The organism is Pseudochrobactrum lubricantis (assembly GCF_041929865.1).
GTDB lineage: Bacteria > Pseudomonadota > Alphaproteobacteria > Rhizobiales > Rhizobiaceae > Pseudochrobactrum > Pseudochrobactrum saccharolyticum.
Genome location: NZ_JBHEEE010000006.1, coordinates 276,866 through 288,557, shown reverse-complemented (window position 1 = coordinate 288,557; position 11,692 = coordinate 276,866). Strand labels below are relative to the sequence as shown.

Genomic DNA, 11,692 nt, shown 5'->3' with positions numbered 1-11,692 from the left:
CGCTTGATTAACGACATAACAGAAAGGGCTGGTGTTAAACCGGCCCTTTTGTTTTAAATAGCCGAAATGATGAATTGGGGGCAGTGATTTGAGCATCACACATCCGTCTGCAGAACGACCGGCGCATGACAGCGTGTGGAACAAAGGCATCTGGGGCTGGATGTTTTTCGACTGGGCGGCTCAGCCGTTTTTTACCGTCGTAACCACTTTCATTTTTGGCCCTTATTTTATCTCGCGTATGTCGGCTGATCCGGTGGCAGGACAGGCGGCATGGGGCTACGGCGTGGCTTTTGCCGGTATCGTCATCGCAATCCTGTCTCCGGCGCTGGGTTCTATTGCGGATAAAACCGGTGCAAGAAAACCGTGGATCGGTTTCTTTGCAGTCATCAAAATCATAAGCCTGTCTTTGCTATGGTATGCCGAGCCGGGATCAAGCTATGTCTGGGTTCTGCTGGCCTTCATCTGCGCTTCTGTTGCCGCAGAATTCTCCATTGTTTTCAATGATTCCATGATGCCGAGGCTGATCCCAGCCTCGCATATCGGGCGGGTGTCTAATTTTGCATGGGGGCTGGGTTATCTCGCCGGTATGATCGTGCTGATCTTTGTTGTCACCTGTCTGGCGGCATCGCCGGAAACAGGCAAAACGCTGATCGGCATTGAACCACTCTGGCATCTGGATGCACTGAAAGGTGAGGATGCCCGTATCACGGGGCCGATTGCAGCGCTGTGGTATCTGATTTTCATTCTGCCGATGTTTATCTTCACGCCGGATCAGGAAAAGGGCATGGGGCTGAAAGCCGCCATTGGCGAAGGTCTGGCAGAGCTGAAAGAAACGCTGCATGAAGTGCGCAAAAAGGCGGCTCTGTTCCGTTTTCTGATCGCTCGGATGATCTATCAGGATGGCGTCAATGCATTGCTGGCGCTGGGCGGCGGTTTTGCTGCGGCGATGTTCGGCTGGTCGATCACCGAGATTGGTCTGTTTGGTATTATCCTCAATGTTGTGGCGATTTTCGGCTGCTGGTTTGCCAGCTATGTCGATAGTTGGTTTGGCTCCAAATGGGTGGTGGTGATATCGCTGGTGCTGTTGCTGATCGCCACATTGGGTATTGTTTCCACAGGGCCGGATTATACGCTTTATGGTCTGGTGCATTTTCCGCCGGACAGTAATACGGGGCTGTTTTCCTCCGGTGGGGAAAAAGCCTATCTGGCCTTCGGGATGTTGATCGGCATCGCTTTCGGGCCGGTGCAGGCATCTTCCCGCTCGTGGTTCGCCCGCAGTGTCGAGCCGCATGAGGCTGGGCGCTATTTCGGTATTTATGCGCTGGCGGGCAGGGCAACCAGTTTTCTGGCACCGTTTCTGGTGGCGAGCATGACAGCGGCCAGCGGCTCACCGCGCCTTGGCATTGCAGTGCTGGTACTGTTCTTCGTGGCTGGTTTATATCTGGCGGTCAGAACGCCTTATCCGGCAAAATCCGAATAATAAAAAAGGCGGCTGAAAAGCCGCCTTTTTTATTTGAGTATGCCTGTTAGTGGCGGAAGTGGCGCATGCCTGTAAAGACCATGGCAATGCCTGCTGCATCAGCAGCTTTAATCACTTCATCATCACGCATAGAACCACCCGGCTGGATAACAGCTGTGGCACCGGCTTCAACAGCCGAGATCAGGCCGTCAGCAAACGGGAAGAACGCATCAGAGGCTACAACTGAGCCTTTGGTCAGTGGTTCGCCCCCAATACCCCCATTGGCGGCAACGGCTGCTGCATCTTCTGCCTTGCGTGCTGCAATACGGGAAGAGTCGATGCGGCTCATCTGGCCTGCGCCAACGCCAACAGTTGCGCCGTCTTTAACATAGACAATCGCATTGGACTTGACGTGTTTGGCAACACGGAAGGCAAATTTCAGGTCGATCATTTCCTGTTCGGTCGGCGCACGCTTGGTCACGACTTTAAGGTCGAGATCATCAACATTGCCATTGTCGCGGTTCTGGATCAGCAGGCCACCAGCAACGGTTTTCGCAGCAATGCCCGGTGCGCGGACATCCGGCAGACCGCCGGTAACGAGCAAACGCAGGTTTTTCTTGGCGGCAACTATGGCCTGTGCTTCCGGTGTCGCGTCCGGTGCGATAATCACTTCAGTGAAAATCTTGACGATTTCCTCAGCAGCTTCCGCATCCAGTGTACGGTTGAGAGCGACAATACCACCGAAGGCTGAAACTGTATCGCAGGCATAGGCCTTGAGATAAGCCTCTTTCAGCGATGTGCCTTCAGCTACACCGCATGGATTGGCGTGTTTGATGATGGCAACGGCTGCGACCTTCGCCGGATCAAATTCTGCTACTAGCTCATATGCTGCATCGGTGTCATTGATGTTATTGTAGGAAAGCTGCTTGCCCTGAAGCTGGGTGGCAGTGGCCACACCGGCGCGGGTTTCACCGGTCAGATAGAAGCCTGCCTGCTGGTGCGGGTTTTCACCATAGCGCATTACGGAATGCAGTTTACCGGCGAGTGCACGGTGCAGCGGGGCTTCTTCTTTTGTAGTTTCAGCAAACCAGCCGGAGATCGCGGCATCATAAGCGGCAGTACGGGCAAAAGCCTTACCGGCCATGCGCTGACGGAAGGCATAAGGCAAAGAGCCATTGCCGGTTTCCAGTTCAGCAACAACGCTGCCATAATCGTTAGGATCGGTGACAATCGTCACATAAGCATGGTTCTTGGCGGAAGCACGGATCATCGCAGGGCCGCCGATGTCGATATTTTCAACGGTGGTGTCGTAATCACCGCCCTGATAGCGCACTTCTTCAAACGGATAGAGATTGATTACTACCAGATCGATGCCGGTAATATTGTGGGCTTCCATCGCCGCAACATGTTCCGGATCATTACGCACAGCGAGCAGACCGCCGTGAACGCCCGGGTGCAATGTCTTGACGCGGCCATCCATGATCTCAGGGAAATTGGTAATTTCCGAAACGTCGCGCACCGGAATACCCGCTGCTGCGATGGATTTGGCGGTACCGCCGGTGGACAGAAGCTCAACGCCCTTTGCGTGCAAAGCGCGGGCAAAGTCTACCAGACCGGTTTTATCCGATACGGAAAGCAGTGCGCGGCGCACAGGGAAAAGATCAGGAGCGGGAATATGTTTGGAGCTGACAGCCATGACGGTCTCTTTGTGCTTTATGTCGGGACAATGCGTCTGGACGGATCTGATTACCCGTCACATACATCAATCCGGTAAAGTGGGACAAAGGCGGCGTATCACAGGCGCGCGAGGAATCCTAGATTTTTATGACATTCATACATACTGACCGAGGCCGGTGCGGGTAAAGCGCCAGCTGACATGGTCACTCTCTGTTGCAGAGAAGGTCAACACGATCTGGCGCGAGCGCACAGGGCCACGGAAACCGGCGAAGAAGATGGAATCTTCAAGCTGCGGCATGACATCAGCGCAGGAAAAAGCCCAGCTGTCATCGTGATCGGCGGTCAGATGCACCACGCCGTCTTCATCCATGCGGATATAGACCTGCGGATGAATATGAAAGCGCACTGTCACCAGATCGGAGTGTTGCTTGTTTTTACCGCTGCGCGTGGTTTTCAGATGCGATTTGATAAAGCGGTCAACACCTTCAATCAGACTGCCATTATGAGACAGCACAACCTGCCGCTCATGGGTATAACCGAAAAGCCGTACATAGCCGTCATGACTGGCAACAAAACCCTGTTCGCCCATGCCTTCCAGCCGCTGACGTCTGACGCTGGTCGGGCCTGCAATAATCGGCGTGCCTAGAACGCTGGAAATGCTGGAATTGAGGCTGAAACGGCACGAAGACGTGTCGTTGATCGTCGCCGTGGAATGGGCCGCTGTGGTGCGGCCAAGCGGCCGGAATTCCGGCGGGCCGTAACGGTCAATACCGGAATTGACAATATAACGCTGGCGACCCGAGGACATTTCAAATGCCAGACAACCGGCATGGGCATCGCGTGATGCGGTGACCGGTGGCGGCAGACCCGTATCGGCAATGATTGTGGTCGAGCCCATATGCAGGCGCTCATAGCCGGAATGCGGCGCATGAGTGAGCGGCGCGCCGTCTGTCTCGTCATGGCGCAGCACGGAAATCAGACGCTCCGGCAAGGTAGGCCCCACGCCATTGAACAATGCCAGACTGCCGTCCTGATGACGGAAGAAGCGTAAGGCTGGCAGCATACGCTCAACGGTTTCAATCAGAGCTTTGGGCGGCGATTCATTGCCGTTGCTATAGGTCTGGCGCAGTGGCAGCAGATCGGCCAGTAACTCCAGAATGGCGGCAGGATTGCGCGAAATATGGCCGCCATCGGCCAGTATCTGCCGGTTCAGCTCATATTCAAGATGGCGGCGTGCTGAGCGCGCCATGGATTGCGAGACCGGCAGTGCAAGACTGGCAAAAGCCAGCGCAATACGTGCGCGTAATTTGTCTTCACCATCATCCATCACACCGGTCATGGTGCGCAAATAGCGTACCTGCATCGCCAGCGAGCGCATGAATTTGCGATAGGTGGCAAGATCTGAGGTGGCAAGAATAATGTTGGAATGCTGGAGCCAGGCGATAATGCGCTGCGCGGTAATTTCCGGCGACCAGGCAATGCCTTCAATGCGCTTGCCATGCATACGGATCCAGTCTTCGACCAGAGCGCGGGCATTGACCATAGCCAGTTCGGTTCCGGCGGCGCGCATATTGCGTAACCAGCCAAAGGAATGCAGCGAGGCTTCCCATGCATCTGTCGGTGGTTCAATGGCAAAAGGGGAGATGCCGCCGGTTTCCACCAGACGACCGGCCAGCGCATAGCGGCCGTGATAAAATTCCTGTGCCAGCTGCGGATCGGCAACGCGCAAATCCGGCGGGGCAATCAGAACCCGCTCCGGTGTAAAGCCGGAAAAACGCCAGCGAAACATCGGCCCGCGCCGCACACGTCTGCTGAAACGTCGCCAGCCTTGGGCAACGGCCAGTGTCCACAGATGCGGGGTTTCGCTCAGCGCGACATTCACGGCAGGGTACTCCTTAGAGCGTATCGGTACGGACAAATCCGGTGGCGATATACTTCGTTATTCATGCGCTATGATCTATCATTCCACGGCAATAGTGAACTCTTTGTTAACCAAGAGCTGCGGAATGATGTGGATCGGCATGTTTTTTAAGAAACAGATAAGTTATTGGCTGGTTTTCAGGCCGGACGACGGAAGCGCGCAGCAAAGAAACCGTCAAGACCGGCCATTTTCGGCTCATCATGAGGCAAATCAGCAGGCGTTGAACGCAGGAAGCCCTGATCTGTAATCAGCTGTTCCATTCCCTTCAGTTCTTGCACCTTGAATGGTTCGGATTTCAGCACGCCTTCTGCAAGAATAGCCTGCGCCATATCTTCACCTTCCTCGCGGTTAAGCGAGCAATTGGAGAAGACAATAATGCCGTCCGGTTTGACCAGAGAAATGGCATGACGAAGAAGTTTGGCCTGTACCTGTGCCAGCCGGACAATATCATCCGGTGTTTTTGTCCAGAGTACATCCGGATGGCGGCGCACTGTGCCGGTGGATGAGCAAGGCGCATCCAGCAGAATGGCGTCAAACAACTCGTCTGTCTGATAGTCGAGAATATTGGTCGCGATCAGCTCTGCGTCCAGTTGCAGACGGTCGAGATTGCTTTTCAGACGCTTGAGGCGGTTCTTATTGATATCGAATGCGGTGACTTTAGCTCCGGCCATAATCAGCTGGGCAGTTTTGCCGCCGGGTGCGGCGCAAAGATCGGCAACGCGTTTGCCTTTGATGTCACCGAGCAAAGTTGCAGGCAGGCTTGCTGCTGCATCCTGCACCCACCATTCGCCTTCCGCAAAACCTTCCAGTGCGGTGAGGGCACCTTCAAAAGAACCAAGACGTACAGAACCGTTTGGCAGCAGCGTGCCGCCGAGTTTTTCAGCCCATTCTGCCGGATTGCTTTTAACCGTCAGATCAATGGAAGGCTCATAGGCCTGCATCGCCAGAATGGCTTCGGCCTGTTTCTTGCCATAGGTTTTAGTCAGGCTTTCAATATACCATTCAGGGCCGTTCGGAATTTTCAGCTCGATAGCGCGTTCTTTATTGCGGGTGAGGCGGCGCAGCACGGCATTGACGAGGCTGGCATATTTGCGGTTGCGCGGATCGATATTGGCGGAGGTTACAGCCAGATCAACGGCTGCATGATCCGGCACGTCGAGATAGAGAATCTGTGCCGCACCGACATGGAGCAATTGCTGCAAGGCAGTCGCATTGGCAGGCAGCGGACGGTCGAGCAGCTTGCACAAGGCTGTTTCAATGGTGTTGCGATTGCGCAAGGCGGTGCCGAGAATAGCGCGCACAAGCGAACGGTCGCGGTCATCCAGTTCCATATATTGCGGGTGACCGTGATGCGCATCCGTGAGACCGTCCAGCGATGTGTTTTTGGCAACCACGGCATTGAGCAGTTTGGCGGCACACTGGCGCACATTCAGACCCGGATGCTCTGCTTCAAGCTTTGCGCGATATTCGGCCTCGGACTGACCAAGATTATGATCCTGATTTTGACTCTGCTTATCAAACGGCTTTTTATCTGAGCGAAAGCCGGTGCGTTTTGCGGCAGGGTTTTTATCGTTCAAGACCACGGTCCTTTATAGGGTTTTTCCGGCTCATCATCCGGTGAAGAATCGCTGCCCGCTGCCTGCCCCCACGGATTATTCCGTGACGGTGTGCTGCGCGGGCGGTTCTGTGATTGGCTATTTGTCGGGCTATATGCACCAGACTGACGGTTCTGAAAACCATTATCTGTATTATCATAGACAGAATTAATGCCCATTTCCTGCGCAATGCCCTCCAGAGCGGCAATACGGTTTGCCGTATCAGGGTGGGTGGAGAACAGATTATCCGCGCCGCGGCCGCTCAAAGGATTGATAATAAACATATGCGCGGTTGCCGGATTATGCTCGGCCTCTTCATTGACAGTTTCATGGGCGCCGCGCGCAATCTTGTTGAGAGCCGAGGCCAGCCAGAGCGGGTTGCCGCAGATTTCCGCGCCGCGCCGGTCAGCAGCATATTCACGGGTACGGCTGACGGCCATCTGCACAATCATGGCCGCAAACGGTGCAACAATCATCGCGATGATTGTGCCGATCATGCTCAGAGCATTGTTGTTTTCACGATTGCCGCCAAAGAACATAGCGAAATTGCCGAGCATGGAAATCGCACCGGCAAGCGTCGCGGTGATCGTCATGGTCAGCGTGTCGCGGTTTTGCACATGCGCCAGCTCATGCGCCATCACCGCAGCAACTTCCTGCTTGTTCAGGCGCTGCAACAGGCCGGTTGTGGCAGCAACAGCTGCATTTTCCGGATTGCGGCCGGTGGCAAAAGCATTGGGCTGATCTTCGTTGATGACATAGATTCTAGGTGTTGGCAGACCGGCGCGATCCGACAATTCACGGACGATGCGGTAATATTCCGGTGCAGTATTTTCATCCGCCTCCTGCGCATTATACATACGCAGCACCATCTTGTCGGAATTCCAGTAGCTGAAGAAATTCATGGCAACAGCTATCACCAGAGCAATCATCATGCCGCCTGAGCCGCCGATCAGATAACCGATACTCATAAACATGGCTGTCATGAAGGCAATCAGCATGGCAGTACGCATCATGTTCATTCAGTATCTCCGTTCCGGTTCGTCAATAAGGTCTTTTTCATGTGATGATAAAATGGGGCTTGCAGACTATATCTTCAATAAGACAAGGGCTATGATAGCACTGCTAAAACTTAATTTGATATATGCTGCAGACGGACAGGACAAAACCCATGGATAATGAAACACCATCAGCGAATAATAATGTGGTTTCATTGGCAGATTATCAAAAATCGGATGCCCCTGCACCACGCAAAAAATTTGAAGACCTGCCACCTGCCGCCCGGCGTGCTTTGCTGGAGGCTGAAGAGCGGCGCGCCGCAGAACAGCAGGCGGAAGCGGCAAAAGAAATCGGTGGTCGTGGCGGCAAAGATCCGGCACGCTATGGTGATTGGGAAATCAAAGGTCGCACGATTGATTTTTAAAGGCGGATTTTTCCTTTTCTATGATTCACGTGAAATGGCGGGGAGGCGGGCATAATAGATGTCCCATTCATCCTCGCCGGTTTTGTGAAAGCCGTGTTTTTCATAAAATCGTGCAGCATCGCTTTTTTGTAAGACACTGAGCTTTATAATTTTCTTTGCCTGTTCAGCTTCGGTAATCAGTTGCGCTAAAACAAGGCTTCCTAAACCGCACCCTTGAAAAGCCGGTGCAATGTAAAAATGTTCCAGAAGCCAGTCACCTTCGTCAGGCCCCAGCGCAACACATCCGGCGAACTGGTTACCGATCAAGATTAAGCGTGTGTGCTGCGGGCGGAAGCTGTTTTGAAAACGTTCAAACGCTCGCTGCGGATCAAAACGGCCGATCCGTTCAAGGCTTTCCTGCATGGTGAGCAGACGCAGCTCCAATAATCTGCTGAAATCTTCTGAACGTGCGGGGCTGAAGTGAAAATGCATGATCCGGTCTCATTTGGCTGCAAAGCGGTATGATTATTGCCAGAGCATTGCTATCAGGAAAACAGGTATTTCAAATACGGGTTTGACAGATGAAAATTGCGGTTACCGGTGCAGGCGGGTTTATCGGGCGCAGGCTTGTCATGCATCTGCGTGAACAGGCGCATGAAGTACGGATTATTGCTCGTCATGAGCTGAGTGAGCCTGATTTTTCCGGTATAGAATGTGTCATCCATTGTGCAGGCATTGCGCATAGAAGCGGAAGCAATGCTGCCTCTCCCGCAGAAATGGACGCGGTTAATCACCGGCTGGTTTTGGCTTTGGCTGAACAGGCACGCATGGCGGGAGTGAAGCGCTTCATCTTTGTTTCGACAATTAATGTGGTTGCGGGGCATCCGTCACCGCTGACAACAGATTTGTCCTATCGCCCGCTGTCTGATTACGGGCATGCAAAAGCGCTGGCGGAGCAGGGGCTTTTGAAAATGCAGGGCATTGAGATTGGTATTGCACGGCCTGCGCTGGTTTATGGTGCCGGTGCCCCCGGTAATCTGCGCCTGCTATTGAAGCTCTGCGACAGTGCTGTGCCTCTGCCCTTTGGCTGTGCCAATAATCAGCGCAGTTTTGTTTCTTGTAATAATGTGGTGCGGGCACTGGAATTTATGGCTCTGGCTGATCAGGCGCAGATTGACCGCCGGATTTTCCATCTGGCTGATCCGGTGTTGCTGTCGACAAAAGAGCTTATTACAAAGTTGCGGCAGGCAATGGGTAAAGCCAACAGAATGGTGCCTGTGCCACGCCCGCTGATGAAAGCAGGCCTGACACTCTTGGGTAAAAAAGCCATTTATGAGCAGCTTTTTGAAGATCTGATTATTGATGGCAGTGATCTGGAGGTCGCTGGTTTTACCTATCATGACGGTCTACCGGATATGACCGCAATGGCCGATGCCTATATAAATAAAAAGGCCGGTTGAACCGGCCTTTTATTCTATCACTTACGGTTCTGACGCTTTTCGATCAGATCATCCACCACTGCCGGATCGGCCAGTGTTGATGTATCGCCGAGTGCACCAAAATCATCTTCCGCAATTTTACGTAAGATTCGGCGCATGATCTTGCCCGAACGGGTCTTTGGCAGACCCGGTGCAAACTGGATCATATCCGGTGTTGCAATCGGTCCGATTTCACTGCGCACATGCTTGGTCAGTTCTTTGCGCAGCGCATCTTCATCATGCTCTGCTTCGCCGGTCATCAGCGTGACATAGCAATAGATGCCCTGACCCTTGATCGGATGCGGATAGCCGACAACGGCAGCTTCCGATACCGAGTGATGCGAAACCAGTGCCGATTCAATTTCCGCAGTGCCGAGACGGTGGCCGGAAATATTCAGCACGTCATCAACGCGACCGGTAATCCAGTAATAGCCGTCTTCATCACGGCGGCAGCCGTCACCGGTGAAATATTTGCCCTTATAGGTGGTGAAATAGGCCTCAATGAAGCGGCGGTGATCACCATAGAGTGTACGCATCTGACCTGGCCATGAATCGGTGATGCAGAGATTGCCGTCGGCTGCGCCTTCGATCACGGCACCTTCCGCGTCCACCAGCTGTGGCTTGATGCCGAAGAACGGACGGGTTGCCGAGCCCGGTTTCAGATCGGTTGCACCCGGCAGCGGGGTAATCAGAATGCCGCCGGTTTCGGTCTGCCACCATGTATCAACAATCGGGCAGGTCTGATCGCCGACCACATTATAATACCATTCCCATGCTTCCGGATTGATCGGTTCACCGACCGAGCCGAGCAGACGCAGGGATTTGCGGGAATTGCGGGTCACGAATTCATCACCGGCACCCATCAGAGCGCGGATCGCCGTTGGTGCGGTATAGAAAATATTGACCTGATGCTTGTCGACCACTTCCCAGAAACGTCCCTGATCCGGGAAGTTCGGCACGCCTTCAAACATCAGCGTGGTGGCACCATTGGCGAGCGGGCCATAAACGATATAGGAGTGACCGGTGACCCAGCCCACATCCGCTGTACACCAGTAAATATCGCCTTCATGATAATCGAAGACATATTCATGGGTCATCGAGGCATAAACGAGGTAACCGCCGGTGGTGTGCAGCACGCCTTTTGGCTTGCCGGTCGAGCCGGATGTATAAAGGATGAAGAGCGGGTCTTCAGCCTTCATTGGTTCCGGTTCGCAGACCGCATCGACGCTTGCAACTTCCTGATGATACCAGAGATCACGGCCGCGACCCCAGTTGATCTTGCCGCCGGTACGGCGCACAACCAAGACCTTGTTTACAAAAACATATTGCTTAGCGGCGATATCAATCGCGGTATCGGTATTTTCTTTCAGCGGAATAGGTTTGCCGCCGCGGATACCTTCATCTGAGGTGATGACGAATGTGGATTCACAGTCAATAATACGACCGGCCAGCGCCTCCGGTGAAAAGCCTGCAAAGACGATGGAATGTACTGCGCCGATACGCGCACAAGCCAGCATCGCATAGGCGGCTTCCGGAATCATCGGCAGATAGATGGTAACGCGGTCGCCTTTGCGAACGCCGTGTTTTTTCATCACATTGGCAAGGCGGCAGACATTCTCATGCAGTTCGCGATAGGTGATTTTCTTGTCGATATAAGGGTTGTCGCCTTCCCAGATAATCGCGGTCTGATCTCCGCGCTTTTCGAGGTGACGGTCAATACAGTTGTAAGAGACATTGGTGACGCCGTCTTCATACCAGCGGATAGAGACGTTATCTTCGAAAGACGTATCTTTCACCTTGGTATAAGGTGTGAACCAGTCAATACGTTTGCCGTGTTTGCCCCAGAATGCGTCAGGGTCGCTGATGCTTTCATTGTACCATGAAAGATAGGTGTCATTGTCGATCAGCGCGCGCGCTTTCGCCTCCGGCAAAATCGGATATTTCTTCTCGGACATAGTTCCTCCTCGCGCCGGCGGCCCTCCTTGCCGGCACATTGCATAAAAAACCGCACCATTGTTAATGCGTGCGGTTCGCATCGTAAATCAGGCAAAAAGTCTGATCTGCTCCCGTATTGGTGTCGGGGTGCCCCATAGCGTTCCCTCTTAGGGTTCAATGACGGCGTAATCCCTCCGGCACAATTGTCGGAATTGCGCCGGAGTTTAT

The 11,692-nt window shown here is 53.6% G+C and carries 9 protein-coding genes; 3 read left to right on the top strand and 6 right to left on the bottom strand.

The window, feature by feature from the left end; translation table 11 throughout:
- The first annotated feature begins 160 nt into the window (after positions 1 to 160).
- Positions 161 to 1,480: an MFS transporter gene (locus tag JNC80_RS14355; RefSeq protein ID WP_376710710.1), complete on the top strand. Its 1,320-nt coding sequence runs from the start codon at positions 161 to 163 to the stop codon at positions 1,478 to 1,480.
- 46 nt (positions 1,481 to 1,526) lie between these two features.
- On the opposite strand, the gene purH is transcribed toward JNC80_RS14355, so the two are convergent.
- The 4 genes from purH to htpX all read right to left on the bottom strand — a co-directional run bounded on the left by purH (position 1,527) and on the right by htpX (position 7,671).
- Positions 1,527 to 3,155 (bottom strand): bifunctional phosphoribosylaminoimidazolecarboxamide formyltransferase/IMP cyclohydrolase, encoded by a 1,629-nt coding sequence (gene purH, locus JNC80_RS14350; protein WP_376710675.1) that lies wholly within the window; start codon positions 3,153 to 3,155, stop codon positions 1,527 to 1,529.
- 135 nt (positions 3,156 to 3,290) lie between these two features.
- Positions 3,291 to 5,018 carry a heparinase II/III family protein gene (locus JNC80_RS14345; protein WP_376710674.1) on the bottom strand — a complete coding sequence of 576 codons (1,728 nt, stop codon included), beginning with the start codon at positions 5,016 to 5,018 and terminating at the stop codon, positions 3,291 to 3,293.
- Positions 5,019 to 5,194: 176 nt separating this feature from the next.
- Positions 5,195 to 6,634, bottom strand: a complete 1,440-nt coding sequence (locus JNC80_RS14340) for an RsmB/NOP family class I SAM-dependent RNA methyltransferase (RefSeq protein WP_376710673.1) — start codon at positions 6,632 to 6,634, stop codon at positions 5,195 to 5,197.
- Positions 6,631 to 7,671: a zinc metalloprotease HtpX gene (gene htpX / locus JNC80_RS14335; RefSeq protein WP_376710672.1), complete on the bottom strand. Its 1,041-nt coding sequence runs from the start codon at positions 7,669 to 7,671 to the stop codon at positions 6,631 to 6,633. Before htpX ends, JNC80_RS14340 begins: the two co-directional genes overlap by 4 nt.
- 149 nt (positions 7,672 to 7,820) lie before the next feature.
- Between htpX and JNC80_RS14330 the strand changes: the two genes are divergently transcribed.
- On the top strand, positions 7,821 to 8,072 hold the full coding sequence (locus JNC80_RS14330) for a DUF1674 domain-containing protein (RefSeq protein ID WP_376710671.1): 252 nt from the start codon (positions 7,821 to 7,823) through the stop codon (positions 8,070 to 8,072).
- Between the two features lie 18 nt (positions 8,073 to 8,090).
- Here the strand turns inward: JNC80_RS14330 and JNC80_RS14325 are convergent, their stop codons facing one another.
- The gene (locus JNC80_RS14325) at positions 8,091 to 8,495 is read right to left on the bottom strand and encodes a GNAT family N-acetyltransferase (protein ID WP_376710670.1); all 405 of its coding nucleotides are present in this window, start codon (positions 8,493 to 8,495) and stop codon (positions 8,091 to 8,093) included.
- 137 nt (positions 8,496 to 8,632) lie between these two features.
- Between JNC80_RS14325 and JNC80_RS14320 the strand changes: the two genes are divergently transcribed.
- Positions 8,633 to 9,511 carry an NAD-dependent epimerase/dehydratase family protein gene (locus JNC80_RS14320; RefSeq protein ID WP_376710669.1) on the top strand — a complete coding sequence of 293 codons (879 nt, stop codon included), beginning with the start codon at positions 8,633 to 8,635 and terminating at the stop codon, positions 9,509 to 9,511.
- A gap of 17 nt (positions 9,512 to 9,528) precedes the next feature.
- On the opposite strand, the gene acs is transcribed toward JNC80_RS14320, so the two are convergent.
- The gene (gene acs, locus JNC80_RS14315; RefSeq protein ID WP_022709886.1) at positions 9,529 to 11,484 is read right to left on the bottom strand and encodes an acetate--CoA ligase; all 1,956 of its coding nucleotides are present in this window, start codon (positions 11,482 to 11,484) and stop codon (positions 9,529 to 9,531) included.
- Positions 11,485 to 11,692: the final 208 nt, after the last annotated feature.